We start from the raw sequence: 16,757 nt of genomic DNA, 5'->3' as shown, positions 1-16,757 counted from the left end.
GGGGCGACGCCTATGCAAATCCAAAAAATTGAATCCATTGCTTGTCGTTTGCCGCTGAAACAACCTTTTGTGACAAGTTATGGCCAATTGAATGAGAAAGCCTTCGATATCATTCGTATCACCGCAGCTGATGGGACCGTGGGAATGGGGGAATTGGTGGCTTTTGAAGAACCGGACTACATTGAGGAAACAATCTTTTCAGCACGGCAGGTGATTCGGGAACAATTGATTCCGTTGGTGACGGGTGCAACTATTGCGCATCCTGACCAAGTGGCTATATTATTTTCAGTTATTCAAGGCAATGCCATGGCGAAGTCCGCCATTGAAACCGCTATTTGGGATTTGTATGCCAAACAATCTGGCTACAGTATGGCGGATGTGTACCCATCCATCCACAATCAAATTCCAGTAGGTGTTAGTGTGGGTATACAGCCAACGATTGGCCAATTGCTGGCTCAAGTCGAGCAATATGTCGCACAAGGATATCAACGAATCAAATTAAAAATCAAACCTGGCAATGATCGAGCACCCTTGCTGGCGATTCGTGAGCGGTTTCCAGAAGTCCTGCTTATGGCAGATGCTAATGGAGCCTATGTGGGACAAGAAGACGTATTGCTGACTTTAGACACCCTCGGATTGGCGATGATCGAGCAGCCATTAAAGGTACGAGACTTGACAGGACATGCTGCGTTGCAAAAGAAAATGCAGACCCCTTTGTGCCTAGATGAAGATATTCGTTGTGTTGAAGATATTGCCACGGTAGCCGCGCTAGGCAGCTGTCAGGCGATCAACTTGAAAATTCCACGGGTAGGTGGAATCTCAGAAGCACAGAAAATCGTGAAGGCGTGTAAAGATCATGGACTCACTGTCTGGTTAGGTGGCATGTTTGAATCAGGTGTTGGGCGTGCTATGAATCTTCAATTTGCCAGCCAAGCAGGTTTTGATTTTCCTGGTGATTTGTCTGCGGCAGATCGGTATTATTTTGATGATATCGTAGCGCAGCCAGCTGTTATCGAAAATGGCTGCTTATCCGTACCGAAAGGTAAGGGTTTTGGCGTATCTTTAGCCGAGGAAAAGCTGATAAAGTATGGAGAAAGCCCCTTCGTTTTATTTGAAAAGGCATACTAAGGTCAGAGAAACCACCATCGCAAAAAAGCGCATTGCATAATCCATTCGATTAGGCGATGCGCGCTTTTCGTTTTTAGCTAAAGAAAAGTTTTCTGGAGTCATTCGATAATTGCTTGGCTCTTTTTTCATCATAAGCCAATTTGCACTGGAACCAAAACAGCTAAAGAGTTAACTGCGATGGCGTCTGCCTTTACTGTAGGCCTGATCGAAATACATTATGCGGATCACTTAGAAGCAAAAAAAGGTCTGGATAATCAAGAGGCATTGTTTGCATCATTTATTGATCTGTTGCTTCATTAATCAAGTGGAAAGGCTACTGCTTTTGATTCAAAAAACCGACCGCAAAATGTGACTGTTTTGCGGTCGGTTTAGTCGTTCATTATGATACAAAAGATTTCATGTATAAATCATTTAATAGCAAGTCTTAAGCTTTGAATTCTTTTTCGATCTGTAATCGTTGGACTTTCATCGTCGCGGTTCTTGGGATCTCTTCATAAGCTCTAAGCATCGGTTCATTTAATCGGGGTAGATCTGCGACAGCTTGCCACCAAGCAGCCCAGTCCATTTCACGGTTTGGTGCCAAAGCAATGATTGGTTGTGGTGCATTTTCTTTATCGCGAACGACCACAACTTCTGCTAGAAAATCAAGTTGATCCAGCAATAGGTCTTCGAGGGCTAAATTGCTTTCGATCGATTTGATCAAATCGACTTGACGGTCTTTTAGATACAAATGGCCTGCTTCATCGATCATGCCATAATCCCCACTGTCCCACCAGGCATCATAGACGTTATCGGCAAAACGCTGATCTTCTTTGTAGTAGGTCAATGCCCGACCTTTAGAAAGGAAATGAATATGGCCATCCGTATTGTTTGGTAGTTCATTCCCTTGGGCATCGGCAATCCGCGCTCGGGTCAAATCGGTAAGACCAATACCCATATCACGGGCATTGTTTTCTTTCAAACTTTCCAAGGTATGGGCCTTCAGAATCATTGGTCCACATTCACTTTGGCCATAGACTTGTAAAAAGATCGCTTGATGATCAGTTGCAGTGGCTAAAAATGAGGCCATTGTTTGATTGTTGATGGCATCAAATGTGGAATGGTAATATCGAATACCAGCAAAGGCTTCAGGATATTCTTCAGCCACAAAGCGCCATTGCACAAAGTTGTTTGGATGAGTTTCCAGCGCAATCGGGGGATACTCTGACAGCATACGGACAATATGGGGGCCATTCGATCCTGCCAAGGGCATCATTGGAAAACCCATCGCCATCAATGATGAGATCCCAATATTGAAGCGTGAATGCACCGGCGAGATGTGGAATGCGACCAAATCAGAATCTGCTTGCTGCCGATCGATCTTGGTGAAGATCGTTTTTTGCCATTTGGTGCGCCAGCCCATTGATTGCGCAGAATGGCAAATCAGTTTGGGGATCCCAGTCGTACCAGATGTATGGGTCATATAAGAAATCTGATCGATAGGCAATTCGACTTGTTCAACAGATTCTGTTGGCGCCAACAATAAATTGCGCACCGCGATTTGCTTTTCAGGACTACTGTTTTTGACCAGTGCCACCCGGCCTTCTGTTTCATCATCAAATAGGATATAAGGATCTTCCAATCGATCGACAAAAACTTCGATGGTAGATGCGGGGAAATGATACGAAATCATCGCTGGTACCGCACCCAAGTATGAGGCAGCTGTTGCCAACAAATAGGTATCGAATGTCGAAGATTTGTATAAGATGATCTTATCCCCAGCCTTGACACCCAAGGCAGCCAATTGATAAGCGCGAGTCAAAATCGCTTCGTGGCTTGATTGGTAGGTACTTTGATAGCCCAATTCAGGAAAAGCGCCTAAAACTTGATCGTGGATGATTTTGACGTCTGGATAGGCCTTGGCTGCATCTCGGTAGTTGTTATAGAGATTTAATGGTTGATAGCTTAATAGATCCATGTGTTCTGCTCCTTTGACTTCGTGAATAATTTCATTTAGTGTTTATTTTAGCATAGTCATGCGCGCTTACAAGGTTTCTTTCTTGTTTTTTTAAAACAAAAACCTAGTCCAAAAATAGACTAGGTTTAAAAGACGAGCTTATTTTTTATTGTATGCAGCAATGAAATCTGCAATAGGTAAGCGAAAATCTAAATAACGTGTCTCAAGTTCTTCCCGAGACCAATTCCACCAAGCAATCGTTTGTAAAGCTTCGATCGTGGCAGGATCAAAACGATATTTGATGATTTTGGCAGGTACACCACCAACGATTGCATAAGCTGGAACATCTTTGGTGACAACAGCATTCGAAGCGATCACTGCACCATTGCCAACTGTAACACCCGCTTGAACAACCGCACCATGTCCTATCCAGACATCATTGCCAATGGTGGTGGTCTTTTCTTTTCGTTTTGCTAGAAAGTCGCTGTCTTTCGGTTTGAAGCCGTATCCTTCTCCGTTATACGCAAACAAGTGCTGACTCGGTCTTTCGTAGGGATGATTGGTGGGGCCGATCCGGACGGCTGCTGCAATACTGACAAAGCGGCCAATATGACTATTTTGAATAAAACAATATTGTCCAGTATATGTATAGGCATCTAACGTAGAATGATCGATATGGTTGGCCTCGCCAATCTCTACATAATCCTCTAACTTACTGTCTTGAACGTGTGAATCTTTGCCGATAATAGGTTGTTCATCTGGAAATTCTGTCATCGATAAGTGCATCACTATCACCCTTTCTTGCGTATTGCTATCATTCTACCGCACTTTTGGGTAATATTTGATTCATAAGCATTTCAAAAAAGGAGGGATCTGGATGAAAACAATCTATTTACTTGATGAAATCACCGAAGCAACCAAAGAAAAAGCCCGAGCAAAAGGCTATCGATTTGCCGATACCCAAACCCCAGAAGCGATTTTTGTCAGAAGCAAACAAGTACCGGATGCCCTGATTACTGCTGATCTGGCTGTGATTGCCCGGTCTGGAAGCGGGACAAATACAATCAACATAGACAAATGCACAGAAAATGGCACGGTGGTATTTAATAGTCCGGGTGTCAACGCCAACGCGGTGAAAGAATTGGTGTTGACGAATTTATTTTTGAGTGTCCGTCCGTTAGACAAAGCCCATGAGGTGATGTGCCAGATCGAAGAAGAACTCGCGAAAGGGAACGTTGCAGGCGATGCAGTCTTAGCTGCCGCTGAAGAGAGAAGATCCACCCTGATCGGTGAAGAACTGACAGGTAAAACGATTGGGATTTTGGGACTGGGAGAAATCGGCGAGCGTTTAGCAGAAGCTTGCTATCATCTAGGCATGGATGTGATTGGCTATGCCCGAACCCAAAAAGACAGTATGTACTTTGAACAAACAGCAGCACTTTCTGAGTTGCTGAAGGAAGCTGATTTTGTGGTGGTCCTTTTGCCTTTAAATGATCAGACACAAGGCTTGATCAATGAAGAAGCGTTCGCATCTATGAAACCAGAAGCGATTTTACTTAACTTTGGTCGAGGAGAGATTGTTGACGAAGCAGCAGTATTAAATGCTTTAGATGCTGGGAGGATCAAACAGTATATCACCGATTTCCCAACCGCATCTGTTGTGCAGCATCCGAAAGTAGTGACCTATCCACATATTGGCGGCACGACTGTCGATGCATTAACTGCGGGTGATCGTATTGTGTTTGCACGTATGGATCGTTTTTTGCGGTATGGCACCATCAAGGAATCAGTCAATTTTCCAGAAGTGACATTGCCATTTTTGGCACCATATCGGTTAACGATTTTTCATAAAGATGCACCAGGTGCGTTAGCGCCTTTATTAAAACTGTTATCAGATGCAGCGATCGATATCGCGCATCTGGCAAGTGAACGAAAAGCCGGTATGGCCTATACGATCATTGATATGGCTGAACAAAAAGTGGAAGAAGTACAACAAGCAGCGGCCATGCTGCAAGAGGTGCCGCAAGTGCATCGCGTCCGTCTTTTACACAATCCGCATCTCGATGTTTAGTTGTCAGATAGGTCAATTCTTGTTATCATGAAAAAAAATGCAAAGGAAGTTTCACATGACCAATCAGGTGCCAAACAAAAGGAAAGTCGCATTGCCCAGATATCAGCAGATCGCTGTCGAAATCGCAGAACGAATTGTTGAGAATCGCTATCACGTCGGGCAAAAAATCCATGCTCGCTCCACACTAGCTAGTAATTTTAATGTATCACCTGAAACAGCGCGAAAGGCCATCAATGTTTTGGTGGATCTTGAAATCATGGATGTTCGTCATGGCAGTGGGGCCTATATTGCCTCAAAAGAAAAAGCCCAAGCCTTTGTTGAACAATACCAGGATGTCCAAACAATCCAAGAAATTCGAGGAGATATTTTAGAAAGTGTTGATCGTCAGCAGCAAGAATTGAATAATTTTTCAGAACTCTTGAATGTATTGGTTCAGCAGACAAAAAAAGCCCATCAAATGAGTCCTTTTGTACCATTTGAATTGGCCTTGACAGCAGAAGCCCAGCATCTTGAAAAAAGTGTCAACGAGTTGAACATTTGGCAAGTAACTGGGGCAACGATCGTTGCCATCCAAACCGCACAAGAACTTCTATTGTCTCCTGGACCATATGCGAAGTTCAGTGCAGGAAATAAGATTTACTTTGTGGGCAATGAGCTATCGTTGCAACGGATGACCAACTTTTTTTACCCAAATGATTGATCGTGTAATGCGTCTGTTTTTATCTTTGTATAAAGCAGACGAATTTTTTTTTTTGACAAAGTGACCACATCTTGTTAGTATGGTATGGTCACTTTCGTGAAATTTTTCAGAAAAAGGAGTATTATACATTTGAGTAAAGTTAAAGTGGAACATTTAACCAAGATTTTTGGCAAAAAGAAACAGCAAGCTTTCGCCATGATCCAAGAACAACGCAGCAAAAATGAGATTTTAGAAAAGACCGGTGCTACGGTTGGTGTCTATGATGTCAATTTTGAGGTCAACGAAGGAGAAATCTTTGTGATCATGGGGTTATCTGGCAGTGGGAAGTCGACCTTGATCCGTCTGTTGAATCGCTTGATTGAGCCTTCTGGCGGGGATATCTATATTGATGGTGTCGATATTGCCAAAATGAGCAAAGAAGAATTACGAGAGGTGCGCCGTCATAAGATCAATATGGTTTTCCAAAGTTTCGGTCTGTTTCCTCATCGTACGATTTTAGAAAATACCGAATATGGTTTAGAAGTGCGTGGTGTATCAAAAGAAGAAAGAACGCAAAAAGCAGAGAAAGCTTTAGACAACTCAGGGTTATTGTCTTTTAAAGATCAATACCCCGATCAATTATCCGGTGGGATGCAACAGCGGGTCGGTTTGGCACGGGCATTGGCCAATGATCCAGAGATCTTGTTGATGGACGAGGCCTTTTCAGCGCTAGATCCATTGATTCGCCGTGAGATGCAAGATGAGTTGCTGGAATTGCAAGCCAACGTGCAAAAGACGATCATCTTTATCACGCATGATTTGAATGAAGCATTGCGCATCGGTGATCGCATCGCTTTGATGAAAGATGGCCAAATCATGCAGATCGGTACGGGTGAAGAAATATTGACCAACCCTGCCAATCAATATGTGCGGGACTTTGTAGAAGATGTTGATCGCTCAAAAGTTTTGACTGCACAAAATATCATGGTGCCGGCTTTAACTACCAATATTGAAATCGATGGACCAAGTGTTGCATTGAACCGCATGCGTAAAGAAGAAGTCAGTATGTTGCTGGCTGTCGACAAACGGCGTCACTTAAAAGGAAGTCTAACAGCAGAGTCGGCGCGGGAAGCCCGTAAAAACAACCTGACCTTAAAAGATGTCATCGATAAAAATGTAAAAAAAATCGACAAAGATATGCTAGTCACAGATATTTTCAATTTGATTTATGACTCTCCAACACCATTAGCGGTCGTAGAAAATGACCGATTGATTGGCGTAGTGATCCGAGGCAGTGTGATCGAGGCATTGGCAGAAACGGATAGCGCGTCAAACAATGAGGAAGGAGTGGTCATCAATGGGTAATTTCTTACAACAAACAATTCCAGTAGCAGATTGGGTCGAGTCTTTCACTGAATGGCTAACGGGAACATTCAGCGGTTTATTCTCCGCGTTGCAATCTTTTGGTCAATTGATCATGGATACAATCACCAATGTACTATTGTTCGTACCACCATTGGTTTTGATCGTCTTGTTGACGATTGCGGCATTTATGGTTTCAGGTAAAAAATGGGGGTTGACCGCCTTTACTTTTGTTGGGTTACTATTTATTTATAATCAAGGATTATGGACCGACTTGATGAATACAGTGACTTTGGTCTTGCTTTCCAGCTTAGTGTCGATCATTATCGGTATTCCGTTAGGCATCTTGATGGCCAAAAGTGAGAAAGCCCAAAGTATAGTTACACCAATTTTGGACTTTATGCAAACCATGCCAGGTTTTGTTTACTTGATTCCAGCTGTTGCTTTCTTTGGTATCGGTATGGTACCAGGGGTCTTTGCCTCAGTGATTTTTGCATTGCCGCCAACCGTGCGAATGACTAATTTAGGGATTCGTCAGATTTCAAGAGAATTGGTTGAAGCATCAGATTCATTTGGTGGTACCGGCTGGCAAAAACTGATCAAGCTTGAATTGCCATTAGCCAAAAGTACGATTTTGGCCGGTGTGAACCAAACAACGATGTTGGCCTTGTCGATGGTGGTTATTGCTTCCATGATCGGGGCACCCGGATTAGGTCGCGGTGTGTTATCCGCATTGCAGCGGGCACAAGTCGGAAATGGCTTCGTCAGTGGTGTGTCATTGGTCATCTTAGCGATCATTATGGATCGGTTTACCCAAAACCTAAATAAACCGGCACACAAAAAGCAAGCAGCAACAGTGAAAAACCGCAAACAAAAGCGATTATTTGGCGGCATTGCTGCCGTGGCAGTCGTTGCACTGATCGGCGCTTCTGTTGCATTTGGCAATGTGTCAGACAACAAAGGAACAGTCAATTTGGCCTATGTGGAGTGGGATACTGAAGTTGCTTCAACACATGTCGTTGCGGAAGTCTTGACTGAGATGGGCTATGAAGTCAAGACGACACCTTTGGACAATGCAATCATGTGGGAATCGGTCGCAAAAGGTGAAGTGGATGGTATGGTCGCAGCTTGGCTGCCTTCAACCCATGAAGCACAATATGAACAATACAAAGACCAAGTAGAAAACTTGGGTCCCAATTTAGAAGGGGCTAAGTTAGGGATCGTCGTGCCAAGTTATATGGATGTCGATTCGATTGCCGATTTATCAGATGAAGCAGGCAAAACGATCACAGGAATCGAACCAGGAGCCGGTGTGGTTTCTGCAGCTGAGAATACTGTGGCAACATATGATAACTTGTCTGATTGGGAAGTCGCAACGTCTTCTTCAGGAGCAATGACTGTTGCGTTAGGACAAGCCATCAAAAATCAAGAAGATATCGTGATTACTGGCTGGTCACCCCACTGGATGTTCGCCAAATATGACTTGAAATATCTTGATGATCCTGAAGGAACCATGGGCGATGCTGAGAGCATCAATACGATGGTTCGTCAAGGCTTGTCGGAAGATATGCCAGAAGTCTATGATGTGTTAGACAAGTTCAGTTGGACCCAAGAAGATATGGAAGAAGTGATGTTGGCAATCAACGACGGTGCATCCGCAGAAGATGCAGCCAAAGATTGGGTCGACAATCACGCAGAAGAAGTCGCTGCTTGGACCAATCAATAAGACAAAAAACCAGTCCTTTTTTAGGACTGGTTTTTGTCTGTCTTCTTATGCAAATGAATGAAGTATCGGGGTCATTTGATCGAAGGTATATAGACCGGCGAAGCCAAGAGATTGCAGTAACGCTTGTCCTTCTTTGATTTGAAATCCAAGATGGGCAGGTTCGTGGCTATCACTGCCAATCGTGATGATTTGACCACCTAGATCGCGATACAGCGTCAAAATGTCAATTGACGGCGTATAACCGTGGATACCATAGCGGTGAGAAGAAGTATTCAATTCGATCCCTTTGCCATCTTGGATCACGACTTTCAAGATTTCTGCAATTTGCTCTTTGGTCGTATCGAAAGCATCTGTTTCTTTATCCAGATATCGGCGAATCAAATCCATATGGGCAAGGACAGAATAGTCTTTATACAAAGTGACCAATTCATACATTTCCTCGTAATAACGCTGATAGCTTTCTTGTTGCGTGCGTCCTTTTTGAAATTCTCCCGTCCAAAATTCTAAATTGTCGATCTGATGCACAGAGAGCAGAATAAAGTCGAATGGATGGGCATCAAAGAGTGTCTGAAAGGGGGCGATCGTGTGCTGTTGCATTCCAAATTCCATACCGGTTTTGATGGTGATTTGATTTTGATACCGCTGCTTTAATTCTGCGATTTCTTTGAAATATCGAGGATAATGGACATTTTTTACGACTTTGTTTTTACCCACTAAGTAATTGTCATCCGGGAGCCAATCTTCTTTGACCCCATAATCGACATGTTCCGTAAAACATATTTCAGATAAGCCTATCTTGATCGCATCCTGTACGACATCCTCCATTAAATACCAAGAATCATCACTATAATCGCTGTGTACATGGTAATCCATAAATTGCATAGGACACTACTCCTTTATAATGGGATGCGCAGCACCAAGGGCGCGGCTTTTTTTCTCGCGATACTGCTGTGCAGCTTCTTGCCAATCGTGTTGATCCTTATCGTTGATCTTGCGAATGACGCGGGCGGGGTTTCCGCCAACGATACAATCTTCTGGTACGTCTTTAGTCACAACGGATCCAGCCGCAACGATTGATCTTGCACCAATCGTTACGCCGGGAAGAATCGTACTATTGCCACCAATCCATACATGGTCTTTGACAATGATAGGCAAGCCAAACTCTAATTCTTGGCTGCGAATAGCGGCATCGATTGGATGTCCTGCAGTATAAAAACTAACCCGAGGTCCCACCATCACATGATCACCAATGATGATGCGGTTCACATCCAAAAATAGACAGTCCATATTCGCATAGAAATGTTCGCCAATTTCCACATGCCGTCCGTAATCGACATATAAAGGGGGCTGGACAAACCCATGTTTGCCAAATTGACCGAACAGCTCTGCTTCTAATGCGACGATCGTTTCTGGTTGATTGAATGGCGTTTGATTGATTTTTTGTTGCAGCATTTTTCCTTTCGTTGATTGATGGTGGGCGCTGATATCTGAAGCAAGATAAAGTTCACCGGCTAACATAGATTGATAATCAAAATCTTCAGCCATGAATGTCACCTCCTGAATCGCTGTCGGTGTCCGTCGTCAATTCAATCAAATTGCCTTCAGGATCCTGGATGACTGCTTCGTAATAGCCATCTCCCGTCGTTCGAGGACCACTCAAAAGCGGGTAGCCATCTGCCACGAATTGCGTAGCGAGTTGATCAACTGCTAACTTGTTTCCGACTGCCATGGCAAGATGGGTATAGCCAAAACTTTCGGCAATGCGTGGGCTCAAATTTGCCTTTGTCGTTAATTCTAAGCGACTGCCCGAAGTGAAGGTGAGAAAGTAGGATTGGAAGCCCGTTTTCTGATTGTGGTATTTTTCGCCGCTTGTTGCGTCAAAATAGGTTTCGTAAAAGGTTCTCATTTTTTCTAAATCTTTTGTAAAGATAGCCACATGTTCGATTCTCATAGTAATTCTCCTCTTCATCATAGACTGTCATCAAACTTTATTAACTTTATTTATTAAGTTACGATCATTATACCTTTATGAACAAAATTAATAAAGGTATAAATTCTAAGAATCATCTGCTATGATACAAATGATAAGGAGGGAGCCAGATGAAAGCATACCAACCCAAAAACATCAAAGCCCACAATCAAGCCTTGCTGCTTTCTCTTTTGAAAGAAGAACATCGAGGGATGACAAAGCGCCAATTGGCAGAAGCGGCGGATTTAAGTGTTGTGACTGTCAATAAATTGTTGCCGGAAATGGTCGACAATCAATGGATCATACCGCTAGATATCCCGCAAAAAACCGGTGGCAGACGCGCGTTAGCCTATCAATTCAATGCCATGAGAGCGCTGGTGCTGGTGATTCAATTTGTTGAAGCGCATCAGAAGATTCGCGTCAGTTTTTTCATCACAGATTTAAACGGCGCAGTGATTTCAACGATTAAAGAGGCTGTTACTGATAGCAAAGCCTTTCAACAATCCTTAAAAAACATCAAACAAACCTACCCATCTATCTATAAGACGGTTGTTGGCATCCCTGGCGTGGAAGTAAACGGCAAGCTTGAGCTGATGGATGCGGCCGCGTTTAAAGGTGTTGCACTCAGGTCGATCATTGCGGCAGAAATCAGTGACGAGATCATCATTGAAAATGATGTGAATGCGGCTGTGATGACCTATCGGCAAGACGCAGCAATTGTTGCAGCAATTTATTTCCCAGAATTGTTTCCACCGGGGGCAGCACTTGTCATTGGCGACCATTTATTTACCGGAGCCAATCAAATGAGCGGGGAAATCAAATACTTGCCACATTTTGACACAGTGTCCTTTCCTTTGACACTTTCAGACGTGTCAAAACATGTCGCTGCATCGGTGCAAGCCATGATTGCGATGTATGATCCCCATAAGATTGTCGTATTTATCCCAAGGACATGGTCAGAACTGATATCGCCGCGAACCATCACATCTTATCTAGCTGCTGCGTCAGGTGCGTTCATTGTACCTGAGATCACGGTTGAAACTGATTTTAGTCAAGCTTGTTTGACAGGACTGATCCAGATTGGTCGTGATGCACCTCAGATGGTCATGTGATGCATCATGGTCAAAATGGGGCAGCGTCAGACGGACAAATAAATCTGACAAAAAACTGTCAGTTGCATGAACTGACAGTCAGTAGATGTTTAGTTACGCGACGCGATTTTTTTTGCCTTCTCGGTATTGGCAAAATGCAGCTTTGCATACTTGCCCAGTAAATCTTCACCGCCGAGTTGCAGTATTTTGGCAGCAACAAGATCTGAAGGGTTGCCGGCACCAGAAGGTACACGAAAACCAAGCTCTTTTGAGGCTTTGTCTAATTCCTCAAGGAATACGGTTCGGCAGAGAATCGATGCCGCAGCGACGGACAGGTGATATTGTTCTCCCTTTGTCGCAAAATATAAAGGTGAGGTAACGGCATTTTTTTCTGATTGTAGATAGGTGCGGTAATTTTTTTCTGAAGTAAATTGATCAATCAAAATCGCTTCCGGTTTTTGTGGAGCGATTTTTTCCAATAATAAGCGGATGGCTTGATTGTGCAAGGCAACTTTCATTCGAACTGTATTATAGGCTGGTTGGATCTGATTGTATTTTTCTGGTGTGACTGTCAGTAATTGAAAAGGAACTAAGGCTTTGATTTTTGGCGCCATTGCGCGAATTTGCGGATCAGTCAACATTTTGGAATCTTTGACGCCGATTTCTTTTAGGCGAGGCAAATGCGTCCTCTCAGCATAGACCGCACAAACGACCAACGGGCCGAAGTAACTGCCATTTCCAACCTCATCGCTGCCGATGGCATTTCTTTCACTAAAACCGGCTGGCAATGGGTCGCCACCAGAAGCGGCCTTTTTTGCCGTCGGGGTTGTCCCTGAACTGGCCCAAAGTGCCGCTTCTTTCTCTGCATTGGCTCCTTGGAACATCACCTTTCCAGATTGATAGGCTGTGATGGTGGTTTGATTTTTCTTAGCAGTGAATAACGTGTAGGGGGCCGTTTTTGCTAAACGGTCAGATTGATAATATAATTGTATTTTTTTCATTTCGCTTGCGGAAACTTTGATGACAGACGCAGACATGTTTTTCCTCCTCAATCATTGTTTTTGCAGACAAAAACAAAGGATACGTTAAGATTTTACCATATTTTCTGAAGTTTTTTTGGCTTGCAAGTGGATTAGAGGCTAGGGGCATGGAAATTCAGATGAAAATCACGTATAATAGTGAGGAGTTTGCGGCAACGGTGCTTGAAGTGATACAATAATACAGAATGTAAGCAGTGGGAGGAAGTTTTCCTATGACGGAGCAAAAAAAACGCTACAAAGCAGTGATTGCGAATCAAAATTACACAATCATTGGCCGCGAGAGCAAAGAACATATGGACATGGTGACCAAACTGGTCAATGAACAATTGGTAGAGATCATGCAATTGTCCCCACAAACGGACAAAGAGCAAGCGTCGATCTTGCTAGCGATCAATGCTATTTCTGATCAATTAAAAAAACAAGAACAGGTATTGGGGCTACAAAAGAAAGTCGATGAATTGCGCAGTCAAGCCATCAAGGCTACTGAGTTGGAAAACCGGATCAAGCGCATCGAAGCTATTGAGTCGGAAGCACGTCAGGTACTTGATGAAACTGGACGCATCGATGTGGAGATCCATAATCATGTGGAAGCACAACAAATTTTAAATGAACAAAGAAAACGCAATATTCAAGAAAAAACAGCCCATGGCTAGTGTGGCGTAGAAAGGATACCTAAATGATTGGATTAGTGGTTGCGATGCTGCTTTTAGCTGCCTTTTATAGCGGGGCGCGTCGGGGAACCAGTTTACAATTGGTTTCCGTTTTAGGGTATATCATCTCTTTCATGGTCGCTGTAGCGAAATATCAGGAGATTGCTAAAAAAATTGAATTATATGTTCCTTATATGTCAGTCACAGCAGATTCTACACTCAAATATTATGATTTGGAAATGGCACTAGATTTAGATAAGGCTTATTATGCAGCTGTCGCCTTTGTCATGGTGTTGTTCGCTGGGTGGCTGATTACTAAATTGATTGCGATTTTCGCAGATAGTCTGCGGTATAAACGGCTGCGTTTTTTGTACGGCTACGATTGGGTCTTGGCCGGTGTCTTGAATGTGGTACTCATGTATATCAATTTGTATATCTTCTTCATGATTTTGTCTATGATCCCTTTTGCAACGGTACAAAATCTATTTGATAAAAGCAGTACGATCGATTTTATCGTCAATCATTCACCGATCATTTCAGATTATTTCTATCGAATTTGGATCACAGATGTGATTGGTTAAGATCTCTAGGCAGATGGTTGGAAAGCCAGACTGCCTTTTTTACAGCAAACAATAGCAAAGCAGGTGAAAATAAATGAATAAAAAAATATTAGGCGTATTGGCATTTGATCAGGTCAAACAAAAAATTGCCCAATATATCGTCACAGCGCAAGGGAAAGAAGCCCTTGAAAAATTAGTACCTTCAAGCGAAGAACAAGTGATCACTGCATGGCTTTCTGAAACACAAGATGCGTTGAAGGTGCAACGGTTGCGGGGTGGGATTCCTGTGCCGAAAATCGAAAACATCCGTCCGCAAATGAAACGAATCGAAATTGGTGCGGACTTGAATGGCATTGAATTGGCACAAGTCGCTAGAGTCCTGTCTACTACACAAGAACTCAAACGCTTTTTCGATGATTTAACGGATAGCGAGATCGAATTTGGCCGTTTGTATCACTGGGAAGAACAGCTGGTTTCATTGCCGACACTCAACCGCCGCTTAAAAGAAGCCATTGATGAAGATGGCCGCGTCACGGATGACGCTTCGCCGGCATTGAGAGGGATCCGCCAATCGATTCGCCGTGCAGAGCAAACGATTCGTGAAACCTTAGATAATATCGTTCGAGGCGGCAACGCGAAGTATTTAAGCGATACGATCGTCACCATGCGTAACGATCGCTACGTGATTCCTGTCAAACAGGAATATCGCGGTGTCTTTGGCGGGGTCGTCCATGATCAAAGTTCTTCTGGACAAACGTTGTTTATCGAGCCGAAACAAGTGGTCGAGCAAAACAATCGTTTGCGGCAACATCAAATTGCAGAACGAGATGAAATCACTCGGATTTTAGCAGAACTGTCTGCAGAGTTGGTACCGTACCAGAAAGAAATTTTGCACAATGCCTATGTGATCGGCCAGTTCGATTTCATGAATGCCAAAGCACGTTTCGGTAAAGAAATGAAAGCCATCGTACCACAAATCAACCGCGAGAACCATGTCGTGTTCAAACAAGCGCGTCATCCTCTGATCGATCAAGAAAAAGTCGTACCGAATGATATTCAAATCGGTCAAGATTATCAAGCGATAGTCATCACGGGACCCAATACCGGTGGGAAGACGATCACATTGAAGACCTTGGGCCTATTGCAGATCATGGGTCAAGCTGGTTTGCCTATTTTGGCCGAAGAAGAGAGTCAAATGGGGATCTTTACGGAGATTTTCGCGGATATTGGCGATGAGCAATCTATTGAGCAAAGTCTCTCCACATTTTCTTCTCATATGACGACGATCGTGGATGTTCTGGATAAAGTCAATGGACAAAGTTTGGTCCTATTTGATGAATTGGGCGCCGGAACGGATCCTCAAGAAGGTGCGGCTTTGGCGATTGCGATTTTAGATGATTTAGGTGCCAAATCAGCGTATGTCATGGCGACGACCCATTATCCCGAGCTGAAAGTGTATGGCTATAACCGTGCCAATACCATCAATGCCTCGATGGAATTCGATGTGGATACGTTAAGTCCAACCTATCGTTTATTGATTGGCGTGCCGGGACGAAGCAATGCGTTTGAAATATCTAAGCGATTAGGCTTGTCAACAGGTATCATTGATCAGGCTAAGCAAATCATGGATGGTGAAAGCCAAGATTTAAATGAAATGATCGCTGATCTTGAGAACCGCCGCAAAATGACGGAAACAGAATACCTTGAGATTCGTCATTATGTCAAAGAAGCCCAAGATCTGCATAAAGAGTTGCAAAATGCTTATGGGTACTTCTTTGAAGAACGAGAAAAAGAATTGGCTAAAGCCCGCAAACAGGCCAATCAAATTGTCGAAGAAGCCAAAGAATCATCAGAAAAAATCATTGCTGATATTCGCAAAATGCAATTAGCTGGCGGTCAAACAAAAGTCAAAGAACATGAGTTGATCGACGCAAGAACGAAATTATCCGGGTTACAGCAAGAAGAAAAATTACAGAAAAACAAAGTGTTGCAAAAAGCCAAAGCGGCCAAAACGTTGAAAGTCGGCGATGAAGTCCTGGTGACGTCCTATGGCCAGCGTGGCGTACTGCTGAAAAATGTCGGCAAAAATCAATGGCAAGTACAAATCGGTATTTTAAAAATGACGTTGCCTGAAGCTGATTTGCAACTGGCCGCGCCGGTCAAAGAACCTGTGCAGCGTATCGTCAACACTATCCGTTCCGCAGACAACAGCCCTGTCATCAATCAATTGGATCTAAGGGGAAAACGGTATGAAGAGGCTTTAGCAGAAGTCGATCAGTATTTAGATGCCGCTATCTTAGCTGGGTATCCGCAAGTCACGATCGTCCACGGTAAAGGAACAGGTGCTTTGCGTCAAGGCATCACTGAGTATTTAAAAAATCATCGATCTGTCAAAAGTTATGAGTTTGCGCCGAGCAATCAAGGGGGAAATGGGGCAACTATCGTAAAATTTAAGTAATTCTTCAATATTCTTACCTTTTGTAAGCAGACGGTTTTAAAAATTGATTGATCCATGGTATACTTTTTTTAGTCACACAAATGGAGG

16 protein-coding genes are annotated in these 16,757 nt (G+C 43.4%); 10 read left to right on the top strand and 6 right to left on the bottom strand.

Annotation, left to right across the window (positions count from 1 at the left end; translation table 11 throughout):
- Positions 1-12: 12 nt before the first annotated feature.
- Both menC and ACYVRS_RS00990 read left to right on the top strand, forming a co-directional pair.
- Positions 13-1,128: an o-succinylbenzoate synthase gene (gene menC, locus ACYVRS_RS00995; protein ID WP_312498269.1), complete on the top strand. Its 1,116-nt coding sequence runs from the start codon at positions 13-15 to the stop codon at positions 1,126-1,128.
- Between the two features lie 177 nt (positions 1,129-1,305).
- On the top strand, positions 1,306-1,428 hold the full coding sequence (locus tag ACYVRS_RS00990) for a hypothetical protein (protein WP_312498270.1): 123 nt from the start codon (positions 1,306-1,308) through the stop codon (positions 1,426-1,428).
- Between the two features lie 124 nt (positions 1,429-1,552).
- Here ACYVRS_RS00990 and ACYVRS_RS00985 read toward each other — a convergent pair whose 3' ends face one another.
- Together ACYVRS_RS00985 and ACYVRS_RS00980 are read right to left on the bottom strand one after the other, a co-directional pair.
- Complete coding sequence (locus tag ACYVRS_RS00985; protein WP_461202173.1) at positions 1,553-3,085, bottom strand: AMP-binding protein; 1,533 nt, start codon at positions 3,083-3,085, stop codon at positions 1,553-1,555.
- Positions 3,086-3,223: 138 nt separating this feature from the next.
- Positions 3,224-3,850, bottom strand: a complete 627-nt coding sequence (locus ACYVRS_RS00980; protein WP_461202171.1) for a DapH/DapD/GlmU-related protein — start codon at positions 3,848-3,850, stop codon at positions 3,224-3,226.
- Positions 3,851-3,941: 91 nt separating this feature from the next.
- Here ACYVRS_RS00980 and ACYVRS_RS00975 point away from each other — a divergent pair, with 91 nt between their 5' ends.
- The 4 genes from ACYVRS_RS00975 to ACYVRS_RS00960 all read left to right on the top strand — a co-directional run bounded on the left by ACYVRS_RS00975 (position 3,942) and on the right by ACYVRS_RS00960 (position 8,902).
- The gene (locus ACYVRS_RS00975; protein ID WP_313538377.1) at positions 3,942-5,135 is read left to right on the top strand and encodes a phosphoglycerate dehydrogenase; all 1,194 of its coding nucleotides are present in this window, start codon (positions 3,942-3,944) and stop codon (positions 5,133-5,135) included.
- 55 nt (positions 5,136-5,190) lie between these two features.
- A complete protein-coding gene (locus ACYVRS_RS00970) occupies positions 5,191-5,835 on the top strand; it encodes a GntR family transcriptional regulator (protein WP_313538375.1) in 645 nt (214 codons plus the stop codon).
- 129 nt (positions 5,836-5,964) lie between these two features.
- A complete protein-coding gene (locus tag ACYVRS_RS00965; RefSeq protein WP_054115506.1) occupies positions 5,965-7,179 on the top strand; it encodes a quaternary amine ABC transporter ATP-binding protein in 1,215 nt (404 codons plus the stop codon).
- Positions 7,172-8,902, top strand: coding sequence for an ABC transporter permease/substrate binding protein (locus ACYVRS_RS00960; protein WP_312498281.1), 1,731 nt, complete (start codon positions 7,172-7,174; stop codon positions 8,900-8,902). The genes ACYVRS_RS00965 and ACYVRS_RS00960 overlap by 8 nt, the downstream gene beginning before the upstream one ends.
- A gap of 45 nt (positions 8,903-8,947) precedes the next feature.
- On the opposite strand, the gene ACYVRS_RS00955 is transcribed toward ACYVRS_RS00960, so the two are convergent.
- From ACYVRS_RS00955 to ACYVRS_RS00945, 3 genes are read right to left on the bottom strand one after another with little or no spacing between them, the layout of a single operon-like run.
- Positions 8,948-9,784 (bottom strand): histidinol-phosphatase HisJ family protein, encoded by an 837-nt coding sequence (locus tag ACYVRS_RS00955; protein ID WP_461202169.1) that lies wholly within the window; start codon positions 9,782-9,784, stop codon positions 8,948-8,950.
- 6 nt (positions 9,785-9,790) lie between these two features.
- Complete coding sequence (locus ACYVRS_RS00950; protein WP_313538369.1) at positions 9,791-10,447, bottom strand: sugar O-acetyltransferase; 657 nt, start codon at positions 10,445-10,447, stop codon at positions 9,791-9,793.
- A complete protein-coding gene (locus ACYVRS_RS00945) occupies positions 10,440-10,853 on the bottom strand; it encodes a VOC family protein (RefSeq protein ID WP_313538367.1) in 414 nt (137 codons plus the stop codon). The genes ACYVRS_RS00950 and ACYVRS_RS00945 overlap by 8 nt, the downstream gene beginning before the upstream one ends.
- Before the next feature lie 149 nt (positions 10,854-11,002).
- Here ACYVRS_RS00945 and ACYVRS_RS00940 point away from each other — a divergent pair, with 149 nt between their 5' ends.
- On the top strand, positions 11,003-11,983 hold the full coding sequence (locus ACYVRS_RS00940; RefSeq protein WP_313538365.1) for an ROK family protein: 981 nt from the start codon (positions 11,003-11,005) through the stop codon (positions 11,981-11,983).
- A gap of 89 nt (positions 11,984-12,072) precedes the next feature.
- Here ACYVRS_RS00940 and rnhC read toward each other — a convergent pair whose 3' ends face one another.
- Positions 12,073-12,999, bottom strand: coding sequence for a ribonuclease HIII (gene rnhC, locus ACYVRS_RS00935; RefSeq protein ID WP_054115500.1), 927 nt, complete (start codon positions 12,997-12,999; stop codon positions 12,073-12,075).
- Positions 13,000-13,214: 215 nt separating this feature from the next.
- On the opposite strand from rnhC, the gene zapA reads away from it, so the two are divergent.
- From zapA to ACYVRS_RS00920, 3 genes are all read left to right on the top strand, one after another.
- Positions 13,215-13,655, top strand: a complete 441-nt coding sequence (zapA, locus tag ACYVRS_RS00930; RefSeq protein WP_461202167.1) for a cell division protein ZapA — start codon at positions 13,215-13,217, stop codon at positions 13,653-13,655.
- 23 nt (positions 13,656-13,678) lie between these two features.
- Positions 13,679-14,233 carry a CvpA family protein gene (locus tag ACYVRS_RS00925; protein WP_054115498.1) on the top strand — a complete coding sequence of 185 codons (555 nt, stop codon included), beginning with the start codon at positions 13,679-13,681 and terminating at the stop codon, positions 14,231-14,233.
- 73 nt (positions 14,234-14,306) lie between these two features.
- Positions 14,307-16,670, top strand: a complete 2,364-nt coding sequence (locus ACYVRS_RS00920) for an endonuclease MutS2 (RefSeq protein WP_461202165.1) — start codon at positions 14,307-14,309, stop codon at positions 16,668-16,670.
- Positions 16,671-16,757: the final 87 nt, after the last annotated feature.

The organism is Enterococcus salsurae (assembly GCF_054784955.1).
The sequence above is the reverse complement of the archived record's forward strand: the minus strand, read 5'-3'. Positions and strand labels throughout refer to the sequence as shown.